The organism is Chlamydia trachomatis A/HAR-13, from assembly GCF_000012125.1.
In the GTDB taxonomy this organism is placed as follows: Bacteria; Chlamydiota; Chlamydiia; order Chlamydiales; family Chlamydiaceae; genus Chlamydia; species Chlamydia trachomatis.
In genome coordinates this window covers 597,337-610,322 of sequence record NC_007429.1, presented here as the reverse complement: position 1 = coordinate 610,322, position 12,986 = coordinate 597,337, and the positions used below count along the sequence as shown (strand labels likewise).

Genomic DNA, 12,986 nt, shown 5'->3' with positions numbered 1-12,986 from the left:
AAAAAGCACATCTGAGAAAATCAGGTGCAACTGAGGAAGAAACGAATGAAGAATATATTAAGTTGGATGCTTATGTTTGCAGTCGCTCTGCCTATCGTAGGATGTGATAACGGAGGCGGTTCGCAAACATCGGCTACGGAGAAAAGCATGGTAGAAGACTCTGCATTGACAGACAATCAAAAGTTATCAAGAACTTTTGGGCATTTATTGTCTCGTCAGTTGAGCCGAACGGAAGATTTTTCGTTAGATCTTGTTGAAGTGATTAAAGGGATGCAATCTGAAATAGATGGACAGAGTGCTCCTTTAACAGACACAGAATATGAAAAACAAATGGCAGAAGTACAAAAAGCTAGTTTCGAAGCAAAATGCTCGGAAAATTTAGCTTCTGCAGAAAAATTCTTAAAAGAAAATAAAGAGAAGGCTGGGGTTATTGAGTTAGAGCCTAATAAGTTACAGTACCGTGTTGTGAAAGAGGGTACAGGACGGGTTCTTTCTGGGAAGCCTACAGCTTTGCTTCACTATACAGGGAGCTTCATCGATGGGAAGGTTTTTGATTCTTCAGAGAAGAATAAAGAGCCCATTTTACTGCCTTTGACCAAAGTAATTCCTGGATTTTCCCAAGGTATGCAAGGTATGAAAGAAGGAGAGGTTCGAGTTCTTTACATACATCCAGATTTAGCTTACGGAACAGCTGGACAATTACCTCCAAACTCTCTACTCATTTTTGAAGTGAAGTTAATTGAAGCAAACGACGATAATGTATCTGTTACAGAATAGTCGTTAGGATTTTTTATGCGCATCGTTCTTCACAATCCAGATATCCCTCAGAATACAGGGAATATTGGTAGGACATGTGTGGCTTTGGGGGCTGAACTTATATTAGTTCGGCCCTTAGGTTTTTCTTTAGCAGATAAATTTGTGAAGAGAGCCGGAATGGATTATTGGGAACGGCTTTCTTTATCCGTGGTAGATTCTTTAGAAGAAGCTCTTTTAGGGGTGCCTAAAGAGCGCATTTTTTGTCTAACTACAAAGGGTTCCTCCTATTATGGGGAGAGAGAGTTGCCTTTAGATGGAACCTATATCTTTGGAGCAGAATCAAAAGGATTGCCGCAGACCGTCTTGGATGCTTATTCGTCTCAGTGTTTATACATTCCTATGATTGAAGGGACTCGATCCCTGAATTTAGCTACTTCAGTAGGGATAGTTATGTATGAAGTCGCTCGGCAAAACTACAAAACATTATTTTGAATCATGTTAAGGCCGAGAATTTCTCGGCCTTTTCTAGAGAAGAGAGCATCTACTGATGCTTGGAAATAAGCTTGATCAAAGAATCTTTGTCTTTGAGTCCAACGCTGCGCTCCACTTCTTTTCCATCTTTAAAGAGGATCAGCGTTGGGATAGAGGAAACACTGTATTGCTCTGCAGGTCTAGGGGAAGAATCAATATCCACTTTTAGGATAGTGACGTGAGGAAGTTCTGCTGCCAAAGCTTCGAGTACTGGGGTCAGCATTTTACAAGGGCCACACCATTCAGCAAAAAAATCGATAAGGACTAGTCCTGAAGCAATGCTATCAGCGAAGTTTTCTTGAGATACAACTTGGACCATAAAACTTGTTCCTAATTTAAAATCTATGTAAATCCTTGCTAGGAGGTTTCAGGGCTTCCCTAAGAACCGCAAGCAAACGGGGCTAGCCGTGTTCTGAAAGGCCAGTTAGCCATAACCTCTACGAAAAAGTCAAGACAGATGCCCCTGTCCCGGGCGTTTGTTGAAAAGAAGTTTGCAGCTAAGAAGACTTGAACTTCCATGAGCAAAAGCTCACTAGAACCTGAATCTAGCGCGTCTACCGGTTCCGCCATAGCTGCATGAGAGGCCAGTATAGAGAGAAAGCTGTTTTAATAAAAGGTTAAGCTCAACAGAATGTTCTTTTGGTGGCTATAAAAACATCTTCTAAGTTCTCTTTACAAACCTAAAGGACAAGGCTATATAGAAACAAAAATTTTTGAGCCCTTAGTACGAAGGGCTTTAGAGAAATGATTTTCTTGCTCGACATAGAAGTTTTTCATTTGAATTCAAAGTCTTATTGAAAAACGTAATGAGCTTGTGCCTAACGGAAAATCATGATAGCATGTAGTCGATTCAGGATGCCCCTACCCCTAGAGCATGGGGAGGTTAGGCCTGTTTTGCTTTTTGTAAAAATACTTTTGCAAGGAAGTGAGAGTAGGTAGAGAACAGGGATATGGGCGGAAAGGCTTCCCTTTAGAAGGAGGCTAGTGATTAAAAGAAGAATCAGTTTGCCATTAAGCAACTGAAAAAAGTAAGGATAAGTATGAATATTTCTGGAAGTATCAAACAAAAACTTCTCCAGTTTTTGAAAAAGCAAAAATCCCCAGAATTGTTAGCAACGTACTTGTTTTATTTAGAGCAGTCTTTGCACTTGAGTCCGGTTGTTTTTGTTCGGGATAAAATCATTTTTAAAAGCGCAGAAGATGCGATTCAGCTGTTAGAGGCGGACAAGAAGATCTGGAGAGAAACAGAGATTCAAATTTCTTCTGGTAAACCAGAGGTGAATGAGCAGACAAAGCGTATTTACATTTGTCCGTTTACTGGGAAGGTTTTTGCTGATAACGTCTACGCAAACCCTCAGGATGCTATTTATGACTGGCTTTCTTCTTGCCCTCAGAATAGAGAGCGTCAGAGTGGTGTAGCTGTCAAACGTTTTTTAGTATCCGATGATCCTGAAGTGATCAGAGCCTACATTGTTCCGCCAAAGGAACCAATCATTAAGACTGTCTATGCTTCTGCAGTAACAGGGAAGTTGTTCCACAGTTTACCAACTCTCTTGGAGGATTTTAAAACTTCTTACTTACGTCCTATGACTCTCGAAGAAGTACAAAATCAGAATAAGTTCCAATTAGAAAGCTCATTTTTGACTCTATTACAAGATGCTTTAGAGGAGGAAAAGATCGCTGAGTTTGTCGAAAGCCTTGCGGATGACACAGCGTTTCATAAGTACATTAGCCAATGGGTAGATACAGAAGAGTAACTCACTCGTGTGAAGAGACTATAGACTTAGCTACTAGGGTTGGTCGGGACCTAACTCTTGGTATGGTTGTTTTATTATCAGGGGACTACGGCTCAGGAAAGACAGAGTTTGTTAGAGGGATCGTTCAAGGGTTTTTAGGGGAGGCAGCTGTCGATCAGGTGGCTAGCCCCTCTTTCGCTTTGCTTCATGTTTATGAAGCAGGTGGGCGCAGAGTTTGCCATTATGATTTGTATCGTCTTGAGACGATGGATATTAAGAACGGAGCAGATCTTTTCCAAGACGCAGAGGAAGAAGATCTTATTTGTGTCGAATGGCCAGAAGCCGTGAATTTGCTTCCACAATTCCGCAAAAGTGTTTGTGTGCAGATGCGCTCGCTTACGGATGCACAAAGAGAAGTAAGTATAGGAGTCACAGACAGTTGTGATTTGAGCTTTTTTATGGAGAACGATTAGCGCGTGGTACTATTGAAGGATGTTGAGTTCGTTTGTTTAGATTGTGAAACAACGGGATTGGATGTAAAAAAGGATCGCGTGATTGAATTTGCTGCAATCCGGTTTACATTTGATGAAATTATTGATTCAGTAGAGTTTCTTATTCATCCGGAGCGAGCTGTTTCAGCAGAATCTCAAAAGATTCATAAGATTTCTGATGCCATGTTAAGGGATAAGCCAAAGTTTGGTGAGGTGTTCTCTAGAATTAAGGGTTTCTTTAAGGAAAGAGATCATATCGTCGGGCACCATGTAGGATTTGATCTACAAGTTCTTTCCCAGGAAAGCGAACGTTTAGGGGAAACTCTGCTTCCTAAGCATCATTATGTGATAGATACTTTACGTCTAGCTAAAGAGTATGGAGATAGTCCGAATAATTCTTTAGAAGCTTTAGCAAGGCATTTCAATGTTCCTCATCAAGGAAATCATCGAGCTATGAAAGATGTGGAAATGAATGTTAAGGTATTCAAACACTTAACTAAGCGGTTCCGTACGCTGTCGCAGGTGACACACATTTTGTCTAAGCCTATTAAAATGAAATACATGCCGTTAGGGAAGTATAAAGGGCGGTTGTTTACAGATATTCCATTAGAATATCTACTGTGGGCTTCAAAAATGGATTTTGACCAAGATCTACTTTTTTCTATCCGTAGTGAGATCAAATCACGGAAAAAGGGTACCGGATTTGCTCAGGCAAACAACCCATTTTTAGGATTGTAATCCTCCAAGGAATTTCTTGATTTTCTTCTATATCGAGACTACTATCCATTACAGAGATGACTGGGGAGTAGAGGTGGGCCTGTAACTCTGAGACTAGTCAAGATAGAGGCTATTAGACTCATATAGAAGGGTGATGTGAGGAAGGATAATAAAGAAGATAAAAGGAAAAAAGTTTCTGCCAGCTGTATAACCGATCACATCTATAAAATATTCCCTAACGACTTAAATACGAATAACACGATCTTTGGTGGGCTATTGATGAGCCTGTTGGATCGATTGGCATTAGTGGTTGCCGAACGGCATTGCGAAAGTATTTGTGTAACTGCTTTTGTAGATGCTATGCGTTTTTATGCTCCTGCTTATATGGGCGAAAATTTGATTTGCTGCGCTTCCGTGAATCGGTCTTGGAGAACCTCTTTAGAAGTGGGCGTAAAAGTCTGGGCAGAAAATATTTATAAGCAGGAACATCGCCATATCACCTCAGCATACTTTACTTTCGTTGCGGTAGACAAAAACAATTCCCCTGTGGAAGTTCCAGAGTTAATCCCTGAAAGTCAGGAAGAAATACGCCGGTTTAGGGAAGCAGACCAGAGAAGAGCTTTGCGCTTAAAACTTTAAGTAACTTCTAAGGGGATTCTTTTTCTCTCATCTTGAATGTAAGCTAGTAAGGGAGTCCCTTTAGTGTTTAAACTTGTGTCATACATCATCCTTTCTTGGGTGCTGGTCTGTTTGGCTCAGCCGGATGTAAGTGTTGTAGCTTCTGTTGTTAGTTGTATTTGCGGTTACAGCTTACTTTGGGCTGGGCTTTTTGCTTTAGTAGAGCAATTATCTTGGAAGAAAGTTTGGTGCATCGCTTTTATTTGGACTTGGACTGTCGAAGGCGCTCATTTCTCTTGGATGCTTGAAGATCTTTATGTAGGGACAAGCATCTATTTTGTTTGGGGTATACTGCTTTCTTATCTCGCCACCCTATTTGCTAGTTTTTCTTGTTTGGTTGTGTGGTGTTGTCGCAAGCAATATAGGGGAGCTCTTGTTTGGCTTCCAGGGGTTTGGGTGGCGATAGAAGCAATACGCTATTATGGGTTGCTTTCAGGAGTTTCTTTTGATTTTATTGGCTGGCCTCTTACAGCGACAGCCTATGGCCGGCAATTCGGCAGCTTTTTTGGATGGGCTGGACAAAGCTTTCTAGTTATTGCTGCCAATATATGCTGTTTTGCAGCATGTTTATTAAAACACTCTTTTTCCAAAGGTTTATGGTTGACGTTGTGCGCGTTCCCTTATCTGTTAGGCGGAGCGCATTACGAATACCTAAAGAAGCATTTTTCCGACTCTGAAGTGCTTCGAGTTGCCATCGTGCAGCCTGGATATAGTCCTCATATGCATGCAGGGAGGACGGCTAGTGCTATTTGGAGAGGTTTGGTTTCTTTGTGCCAGACTATTCAAACTCCTGTAGATGTGATCGTTTTCCCAGAAGTAAGTGTTCCTTTTGGCTTACATAGACAAGCCTATACTCTTCATGAAAATCAGCCTGTATTAGAAAGTTTGCTTCCTAACAAATCTTGGGGCGAGTTTTTCACAAATTTGGATTGGATCCAAGCGATAGCTGAACGTTATCAATGCACCGTTATCATGGGAATGGAACGATGGGAAAATAAAGGGGGAATACTGCATTTGTATAATGCTGCTGAATGCGTATCGCGAGAAGGGGAAATAACTAGCTATGATAAGCGGATTCTTGTTCCTGGAGGTGAGTACATCCCTGGAGGGAAAATAGGTTTTTCCTTGTGTCAAACCTTTTTCCCAGAATTTGCTCTTCCCTTTCAACGTTTGCCAGGAGAGTTTTCTGGAGTTGTGAATATAACAGAGCGAATAAAAGCTGGGATCTCTATTTGTTATGAGGAGACATTTGGGTATGCAATTCGCCCTTACAAAAGGCAACAAGCCGATATTTTAGTAAATCTTACTAATGACGGTTGGTATCCGCGTTCAAGGCTGCCTCTAGTACATTTTTATCATGGCATGTTACGTAATCAAGAGTTGGGTATACCTTGTATTCGCGCCTGTCACACAGGAGTTTCTGCTGCAGTGGATTCTTTGGGTAGAATTGTCGGCATACTTCCCTGGGAATCGAGAACTTGCCCAGTTTCTACAGGAGTACTCCAAGTTTCCGTCCCTCTTTACAGTTATCATACTGTATATGCAAGGCTGGGTGATGCTCCTCTGTTACTGATTGCAGTTTGTTCGGTTATCGGAGCGATTGCCTATTTTTATAGGAAAAAGAAAGAGACCCCACCACAAACATTTTTTTGAGATAGCAAGTGTTTTAGAACTAGGTAGTAATTTTTTGATATCGCTTGCTTGCTAAAAAAAAAAAAGGATAATATACGGGGTCTCTTTGTCAGGGTTTTGCATGTTAGGTCGAGCTCAGAGAACGTTAAAGCGTAAGGTATGCTATTCCGGGGTGGGAGTGCATTTTGGAAAAGCTGCGATGCTTACTCTAGAGCCCGCAGAGGAAAATACAGGCGTAGTTTTCTCTCATCATGCAGCTTCTGAACAGTATATTCCCGCTCGATTGGCGAATGTTTGTGGAACGGGACGTAGCACCACATTGTCTTTAGATGGTAGTGTTATATCTACGGTAGAACACTTGTTGGCATCGCTCTACTCCTTCGGAGTGGATAATGTGCGTATCTATTGCAGCGAAGATGAAATCCCCATAGGTGATGGTAGTGCTCAGGTGTTTATGGACCTGATAGACCAGGCAGGGATTCAAGAGCAGGAGCAGACGGTCCAGATCGCAAGGCTTGCTCATCCTGTCTATTATCAGTATCAGGATACGATTTTAGCAGCATTTCCTTCGGATGAGTTTAAAATTTCGTATACCCTGCACTATTCGCATAACTCTACGATAGGCACGCAATATCGTTCCTTGGTTATTTCCGAAGAATCTTTTCGTAAGGAAATCGCTCCTTGCAGGACGTTTGCTTTGTACAGCGAACTCTGCTTCCTCATGGAAAAAGGGTTGATAGGAGGGGGCTGTGTAGGTAATGCCGTATTATTTAAAGACGATGGCGTGATTAGCTTGGGTAAGCTGCGTTTCCCTGATGAGCCTGTTCGCCATAAAATACTAGATCTAATAGGAGATTTGTCTTTAGTTGGAACGCCTTTTTTAGCACATGTTATTGCCGTGGGATCGGGGCATTCTTCCAATATTGCATTGGGGAACAGAATTTTAGAGGCGTTGCAGCATGAACAGGAGTTAGTCAAATGAATGAAAAGCCCGTGTTAGGTATACAGGACATACAAAATTTACTTCCCCATCGGTATCCCTTTTTATTGGTGGATAAAATTCTTTCTTACGATTTAAACACTCGTTCGGTAGTGGCTCAGAAAAATGTAACAATTAACGAACCTTTTTTTGCGGGACATTTTCCTGGAGCTCCTATCATGCCCGGAGTTTTAATACTGGAAGCTTTGGCTCAAGCTGCTGGAGTGTTGTTAGGGATTATATTGGAAAACGATCGAGATAAAAAGATCGCTTTGTTCTTAGGTATCCAGAAAGCAAAATTCCGTCAGCCTGTTAAACCTGGAGACGTATTAACCTTGAAAGCCGAGTTCTCTTTAATCTCGGCTAAAGGTGGGAAGGCTTTTGCACAAGCCTTTGTAGGTTCTCAGGTAGTCGCTGAAGGAGAGCTCAGCTTTGTTCTTGTTAAAAAAGAGTCCATATAAAGAGGAAGCGTATGACCAACATTCATCCTACAGCGATTGTGGAAGATGGAGCGCGGATTGGAAATAATGTGACGATAGAGCCCTATGCTATTGTAAAAAAGAATGTAACGCTTTGCGATGATGTAGTGGTCAAATCTTACGCATATATCGACGGGTTCACAACCATTGGCCGAGGAACAACAGTTTGGCCTTCTGCAATGATCGGAAATAAGCCGCAAGATCTGAAATTTAAGGGCGAGAAGACTTTTGTTGAAATTGGTGAGCATTGCGAAATTCGTGAGTTTGCTATGATTACCTCCTCTACATTTGAGGGGACTACAGTTTCTATAGGGAATAATTGTTTAATTATGCCTTGGGCGCATATCGCACACAACTGCTCTGTAGGGAATAATGTTGTATTTAGTACGCATGTACAGCTTGCCGGGCATGTGCAAGTAGGAGATTGCGTAACTATAGGTAGCATGGTGGGTGTGCACCAGTTTGTTCGTATAGGCTCTTACTCAATGGTCGGAGCTATGAGCGGTATTCGTCGTGATATCCCGCCTTTCACTATAGGGACAGGCAATCCCTATGCTCTAGGGGGAATCAACAAGGTTGGATTGCAACGGCGGCAGGTATCTTTTGAAACCCGTCTGGCATTGATTAAGACTTTTAAACGGGTTTTCCGCTCGGACGAGTCTTTCCAAGCCTCTTTGGAGAGCGTATTAGAAGATTTTGGAGAAGTCCCTGAAGTGCGCCATTTCGTTGAATTTTGTCGGCAGCCAAGCAAACGAGGTATAGAGAGAGGCGTGGATTGCGAAGCATCTTTAGAAGAGCCGATAGATAAAAAAGAAGGAGCTTTCGTTGAGTCTTAGAGTCGTTTATCTGGGGACTCCCCAATTTGCGGCTACTGTTTTAAAAACACTTTTGGATGCACATACTCATATTGTCGGTATTGTTACGCGAGCTGATAAACCGCAAAAACGCTCGTCTAAGCTGATTAGTTCTCCAGTAAAACAGTTAGCCTTGTCTAAAAATATTCCTTTACTTCAACCCATTAAGACTACGGATCCCGCTTTTCTTGCTCAATTACGAGAATGGCAGGCTGATGTTTTTATTGTCGTCGCATACGGGGTGATTTTAAAGCAGGAGCTTTTAGATATCCCTACATACGGTTGTTATAATCTTCATGCTGGGTTACTACCCGCATATCGCGGAGCAGCTCCTATTCAGCGTTGTATTATGGATGGCGGAGTTCTGTCTGGAAACACGGTGATCCGTATGGACGCTGGGATGGATACTGGGGATATAGCTAATGTGAATTATGTAGCCATTGGCGAAGATATGACTGCAGGGGGGTTAGCGGAAGCTTTAGCCGCCTCTGGTGGAGAGCTTTTGTTAAAGACTTTACAAGAGATTGAGGCCGGAACAGTGCGCCATGTTCCTCAAAATGAAGCGATGGCTACGCTGGCTCCTAAATTAACTAAGGAAGAGGGAGGGATTCATTGGGATGCTCCAGCTTCTCAAGTGTACGCGCATATCCGGGGAGTCTCGCCTGCTCCGGGCGCTTGGACTCGCTATCTATCCCAAGGGAAAGGGGCTCGCCGTCTCGGAGTGCTCTCTGCTAGAATGGAATCTTTCTCTGGCAATTATGGAGATCCAGGTGAAGTCCTTGGAGTTTCTGGAGAGGATTTGCTGATCGCTTGCCGTCAAGGAGCTTTGCGATTGCGTATGGTTCAGCCAGAAGGAAAAGCTTTGATGAAAGCAAAAGATTTTTTTAACGGCCAATCAAGGTTGGTTTCAAAGCTTTTCTAAAAAAGATTTGACGCCTCTAGATAGTCAAAATATTTTTTTATTTTGGGTCTGAGAGGCCTTTCTAGAAGGGTTTGCTGCGTTTTCCTTTTTCGGTTTAAGTAATAGAAGTGGTACAATGTCTCTCTAAATTTTGTATGTACATAATTTTGAAGCAGGTAGGTGAATATGGCTTCTATATGCGGACGTTTAGGGTCTGGTACAGGGAATGCTCTAAAAGCTTTTTTTACACAGCCCAACAATAAAATGGCAAGGGTAGTAAATGAGACGAAGGGAATGGATAAGACTATTAAGGTTGCCAAGTCTGCTGCCGAATTGACCGCAAATATTTTGGAACAAGCTGGAGGCGCGGGCTCTTCCGCACACATTACAGCTTCCCAAGTGTCCAAAGGATTAGGGGATGCGAGAACTGTTGTCGCTTTAGGGAATGCCTTTAACGGAGCGTTGCCAGGAACAGTTCAAAGTGCGCAAAGCTTCTTCTCTCACATGAAAGCTGCTAGTCAGAAAACGCAAGAAGGGGATGAGGGGCTCACAGCAGATCTTTGTGTGTCTCATAAGCGCAGAGCGGCTGCGGCTGTCTGTAGCATCATCGGAGGAATTACCTACCTCGCGACATTCGGAGCTATCCGTCCGATTCTGTTTGTCAACAAAATGCTGGCAAAACCGTTTCTTTCTTCCCAAACTAAAGCAAATATGGGATCTTCTGTTAGCTATATTATGGCGGCTAACCATGCAGCGTCTGTGGTGGGTGCTGGACTCGCTATCAGTGCGGAAAGAGCAGATTGCGAAGCCCGCTGCGCTCGTATTGCGAGAGAAGAGTCGTTACTCGAAGTGCTGGGAGAGGAAAATGCTTGCGAGAAGAAAGTCGCTGGAGAGAAAGCCAAGACGTTCACGCGCATCAAGTATGCACTCCTCACTATGCTCGAGAAGTTTTTGGAATGCGTTGCCGACGTTTTCAAATTGGTGCCGCTGCCTATTACAATGGGTATTCGTGCGATTGTGGCTGCTGGATGTACGTTCACTTCTGCAATTATTGGATTGTGCACTTTCTGCGCCAGAGCATAAGGGATTTTTTAAATTTCTTAAGAAAAAGGCTGTTTCTAAAAAGAAACAGCCTTTTTTATCTACAAAGTGCTTAGCTTTTCTTATTGTAAAAATCGTCTTCCTTTGATAATCTGTCCCTTTAATTTTCTTGGATAAGCGTTATAAGTTTTCTTCCAAGGAAGCTCCACTAGTAAAACCTAGAACGATTTTTCAGGCTTTGTTTTTGCGATTTTTGGTGTGGGATTTCTTAGCGTCAAGAAAAATCTCTTGTGTGGATGTCGCAGGTCATATACCATTGCCCATTCGCCGCCTTTGTTTGCTTTAAGGAGCCGCGTTTTCTTTGTCGTGGAAATCGCTCTTGCAGGATGGAGGGCATGGCCGTTTGCTAAAAGTGTAATTAGGCACCGGGGGCGGTCTGTGAAGCGTTGTCAAGTTGTGTGATAAGGTAATTAAATATGCGGTCTCAGCTTAGCCTAATAGGGAAAAAGGAAGGCATGATGCATGTCTTCGATAAGAATGGAAATCTTGTTGCGTGTTCAGTAATTAGCGTAGATGCAAACGTTGTTGCCCAGCTGAAAACCGCATCTTCAGATGGTTATAATGCTGTTCAAATGGGAGCTGATGTAGTCCAAGCTCCAGAAAAAACCATTGAAAAGCGTTTCTCCAAAGCACTACTCGGACATTTTAAGAAGTCCGGAGGACGTGTTTGTCGTGTTTTAAAAGAAGTTGTCGTTTCAGAAGAGGCTGTTCAGTCTGTTTCTTTAGGCGATGAATTTGGGTTAGAAATTTTCGACGGAGTATCTAACGTTGACATCTGTGGAATTTCTAAGGGTAAAGGCTTCCAAGGGGTGATGAAAAAATTTGGTTTCCGAGGAGGACCAAAAAGCCACGGTTCTGGATTTCATCGTCATGCAGGATCTACTGGGATGCGATCTACTCCTGGCCGATGTTTCCCCGGAAGTAAACGTCCAAGTCACATGGGATGTGATCGGGTTACGGTCAAGAATTTAGAAGTCGTAAAAGTTGACTTGGATAGAAAGGTAATGCTCGTTAAGGGAGCAATTCCTGGTTTTAAAGGATCCGTTGTTGTTGTGAAGCGTTCTTGCGGAGTAGAGGGGTAGAGGTCCTAATGGTTCTATTATCAAAATTTGATTTTTCTGGAAAAGAGTCGGGGAAGTTTGAATTGCCTGATGCCTTCTTTACTGAAGGGAAAGAGCAGTCAGTAAAAGATTATCTAGTGGCCATTCAGGCCAACAAACGTCAGTGGAGCGCTTGCACAAGAGGACGATCGGAAGTTAGCCATTCCACTAAAAAGCCTTTTAGACAAAAAGGGACGGGGAATGCCCGTCAAGGTTGCTTGGCAGCTCCTCAATTCCGAGGAGGAGGGATTGTTTTCGGTCCTAAGCCAAAATTTGATCAGCATATTCGTATCAACAAAAAAGAGAGAAGAGCGGCTATTCGGTTGCTTTTGGCTCAAAAAATTCAAACAGGCAAGCTGATTGTTGCAGAGAACTCTGTGTTTGTTAGCAGCTTGGATGCTCCTAAGACAAAAGAAGCTTTAAGATTCTTAAAAGAATGCAACGTAGAATGCCGTGGGGTATTGTTCGTTGACGGCTTAGCTCATGTTGGAAGCAATGAGAATTTGAGACTGAGTGTGCGTAATTTGTCTGCTGTAAGAGGATTTACTTACGGAGAGAATATCAGCGGGTACGATATTGCCGCTGCTAGAAATATTGTGGTTTCAGAAAAGGCTTTAGAATTGCTTGTCGAGAGTCTTGTCTCTACAACAAAAGATTAAAGGGGAAGCTAGGATATGAAAGATCCTTATGATGTTGTCAAAAGACATTATGTGACCGAGAAGGCAAAGATGTTGGAAGGTTTGAGTCTCGGAGACGGAGAAGGTAAAAAGAAAGGCAGTTTCTGCAAAGATCCTAAGTACATATTTATTGTTGCTGGGGACGCCACGAAGCCTATGATTGCTGAAGCCATAGAAGCAATTTATTCTGCTAAAGGTGTGAAGGTTAAAAAAGTAAACACCATGTGTGTTAAACCTCAACCTACAAGAATATTCCGAGGCCGAAGAAAAGGAAGAACCGCAGGGTTTAAGAAGGCTATTGTGACTTTTGTTGATGGTCACTCTATTGGTTAGTAAAGAAGGAAGAGAAGAATA

At 42.6% G+C, this 12,986-nt stretch carries 16 protein-coding genes and 1 tRNA gene; 15 read left to right on the top strand and 2 right to left on the bottom strand.

Features of this window, described 5'->3' with window-relative positions; all coding sequences use genetic code 11:
* Window positions 1-45: 45 nt before the first annotated feature.
* Together CTA_RS02935 and CTA_RS02930 are read left to right on the top strand one after the other, a co-directional pair.
* Window positions 46-777 (top strand): FKBP-type peptidyl-prolyl cis-trans isomerase, encoded by a 732-nt coding sequence (locus CTA_RS02935; RefSeq protein ID WP_009871905.1) that lies wholly within the window; start codon window positions 46-48, stop codon window positions 775-777.
* 15 nt (window positions 778-792) lie between these two features.
* Window positions 793-1,248: a tRNA (cytidine(34)-2'-O)-methyltransferase gene (locus CTA_RS02930; RefSeq protein ID WP_009871904.1), complete on the top strand. Its 456-nt coding sequence runs from the start codon at window positions 793-795 to the stop codon at window positions 1,246-1,248.
* Between the two features lie 49 nt (window positions 1,249-1,297).
* Here CTA_RS02930 and trxA read toward each other — a convergent pair whose 3' ends face one another.
* Together trxA and CTA_RS02920 are read right to left on the bottom strand one after the other, a co-directional pair.
* Window positions 1,298-1,606 (bottom strand): thioredoxin, encoded by a 309-nt coding sequence (trxA, locus tag CTA_RS02925; RefSeq protein ID WP_009871903.1) that lies wholly within the window; start codon window positions 1,604-1,606, stop codon window positions 1,298-1,300.
* Between the two features lie 173 nt (window positions 1,607-1,779).
* Window positions 1,780-1,863: transfer RNA gene (locus CTA_RS02920), tRNA-Leu, on the bottom strand.
* Window positions 1,864-2,327: 464 nt separating this feature from the next.
* Here CTA_RS02920 and CTA_RS02915 point away from each other — a divergent pair.
* From CTA_RS02915 to CTA_RS02855, 13 genes are all read left to right on the top strand, one after another.
* On the top strand, window positions 2,328-3,044 hold the full coding sequence (locus CTA_RS02915; RefSeq protein WP_009871902.1) for a DUF2709 domain-containing protein: 717 nt from the start codon (window positions 2,328-2,330) through the stop codon (window positions 3,042-3,044).
* On the top strand, window positions 3,023-3,496 hold the full coding sequence (tsaE, locus tag CTA_RS02910; protein ID WP_009871901.1) for a tRNA (adenosine(37)-N6)-threonylcarbamoyltransferase complex ATPase subunit type 1 TsaE: 474 nt from the start codon (window positions 3,023-3,025) through the stop codon (window positions 3,494-3,496). Before CTA_RS02915 ends, tsaE begins: the two co-directional genes overlap by 22 nt.
* A gap of 3 nt (window positions 3,497-3,499) precedes the next feature.
* On the top strand, window positions 3,500-4,252 hold the full coding sequence (locus CTA_RS02905; protein WP_009871900.1) for a putative quorum-sensing-regulated virulence factor: 753 nt from the start codon (window positions 3,500-3,502) through the stop codon (window positions 4,250-4,252).
* Window positions 4,253-4,387: 135 nt separating this feature from the next.
* Window positions 4,388-4,870 carry an acyl-CoA thioesterase gene (locus CTA_RS02900; RefSeq protein WP_009871899.1) on the top strand — a complete coding sequence of 161 codons (483 nt, stop codon included), beginning with the start codon at window positions 4,388-4,390 and terminating at the stop codon, window positions 4,868-4,870.
* Between the two features lie 63 nt (window positions 4,871-4,933).
* A complete protein-coding gene (lnt, locus tag CTA_RS02895) occupies window positions 4,934-6,562 on the top strand; it encodes an apolipoprotein N-acyltransferase (protein WP_009871898.1) in 1,629 nt (542 codons plus the stop codon).
* 100 nt (window positions 6,563-6,662) lie between these two features.
* Window positions 6,663-7,523: a UDP-3-O-acyl-N-acetylglucosamine deacetylase gene (gene lpxC, locus CTA_RS02890; protein WP_009871897.1), complete on the top strand. Its 861-nt coding sequence runs from the start codon at window positions 6,663-6,665 to the stop codon at window positions 7,521-7,523.
* Entirely contained in the window at window positions 7,520-7,981 is a 462-nt protein-coding gene (fabZ, locus tag CTA_RS02885; RefSeq protein ID WP_009871896.1) for a 3-hydroxyacyl-ACP dehydratase FabZ, read from the top strand. Before lpxC ends, fabZ begins: the two co-directional genes overlap by 4 nt.
* Window positions 7,982-7,992: 11 nt before the next feature.
* A complete protein-coding gene (gene lpxA, locus CTA_RS02880) occupies window positions 7,993-8,835 on the top strand; it encodes an acyl-ACP--UDP-N-acetylglucosamine O-acyltransferase (protein WP_009872289.1) in 843 nt (280 codons plus the stop codon).
* Window positions 8,825-9,775, top strand: a complete 951-nt coding sequence (gene fmt, locus CTA_RS02875) for a methionyl-tRNA formyltransferase (RefSeq protein WP_011324765.1) — start codon at window positions 8,825-8,827, stop codon at window positions 9,773-9,775. The genes lpxA and fmt overlap by 11 nt, the downstream gene beginning before the upstream one ends.
* A gap of 165 nt (window positions 9,776-9,940) precedes the next feature.
* On the top strand, window positions 9,941-10,837 hold the full coding sequence (locus CTA_RS02870; RefSeq protein WP_011324764.1) for a hypothetical protein: 897 nt from the start codon (window positions 9,941-9,943) through the stop codon (window positions 10,835-10,837).
* A gap of 434 nt (window positions 10,838-11,271) precedes the next feature.
* On the top strand, window positions 11,272-11,937 hold the full coding sequence (rplC, locus tag CTA_RS02865) for a 50S ribosomal protein L3 (RefSeq protein WP_009871892.1): 666 nt from the start codon (window positions 11,272-11,274) through the stop codon (window positions 11,935-11,937).
* An 8-nt stretch (window positions 11,938-11,945) separates the two neighbouring features.
* On the top strand, window positions 11,946-12,614 hold the full coding sequence (gene rplD / locus CTA_RS02860; RefSeq protein ID WP_010725242.1) for a 50S ribosomal protein L4: 669 nt from the start codon (window positions 11,946-11,948) through the stop codon (window positions 12,612-12,614).
* Window positions 12,615-12,629: 15 nt separating this feature from the next.
* Window positions 12,630-12,965, top strand: a complete 336-nt coding sequence (locus CTA_RS02855; protein WP_009871890.1) for a 50S ribosomal protein L23 — start codon at window positions 12,630-12,632, stop codon at window positions 12,963-12,965.
* The last annotated feature ends 21 nt before the right edge of the window (window positions 12,966-12,986 follow it).

What these genes read in the sequence shown, in the direction of transcription:
- fabZ (WP_009871896.1), top strand. Translation starts at nt 7,520, where the DNA reads ATGAATGAAAAGCCCGTGTTAGGTATACAGGACATACAAAATTTACTT.
- CTA_RS02855 (WP_009871890.1), top strand. Translation starts at nt 12,630, where the DNA reads ATGAAAGATCCTTATGATGTTGTCAAAAGACATTATGTGACCGAGAAG.
- lpxA (WP_009872289.1), top strand. Translation starts at nt 7,993, where the DNA reads ATGACCAACATTCATCCTACAGCGATTGTGGAAGATGGAGCGCGGATT.
- CTA_RS02935 (WP_009871905.1), top strand. Translation starts at nt 46, where the DNA reads ATGAAGAATATATTAAGTTGGATGCTTATGTTTGCAGTCGCTCTGCCT.
- CTA_RS02870 (WP_011324764.1), top strand. Translation starts at nt 9,941, where the DNA reads ATGGCTTCTATATGCGGACGTTTAGGGTCTGGTACAGGGAATGCTCTA.
- CTA_RS02915 (WP_009871902.1), top strand. Translation starts at nt 2,328, where the DNA reads ATGAATATTTCTGGAAGTATCAAACAAAAACTTCTCCAGTTTTTGAAA.
- rplC (WP_009871892.1), top strand. Translation starts at nt 11,272, where the DNA reads ATGCGGTCTCAGCTTAGCCTAATAGGGAAAAAGGAAGGCATGATGCAT.
- CTA_RS02930 (WP_009871904.1), top strand. Translation starts at nt 793, where the DNA reads ATGCGCATCGTTCTTCACAATCCAGATATCCCTCAGAATACAGGGAAT.
- trxA (WP_009871903.1), bottom strand. Translation starts at nt 1,606, where the DNA reads ATGGTCCAAGTTGTATCTCAAGAAAACTTCGCTGATAGCATTGCTTCA.
- lpxC (WP_009871897.1), top strand. Translation starts at nt 6,663, where the DNA reads ATGTTAGGTCGAGCTCAGAGAACGTTAAAGCGTAAGGTATGCTATTCC.
- rplD (WP_010725242.1), top strand. Translation starts at nt 11,946, where the DNA reads ATGGTTCTATTATCAAAATTTGATTTTTCTGGAAAAGAGTCGGGGAAG.
- tsaE (WP_009871901.1), top strand. Translation starts at nt 3,023, where the DNA reads ATGGGTAGATACAGAAGAGTAACTCACTCGTGTGAAGAGACTATAGAC.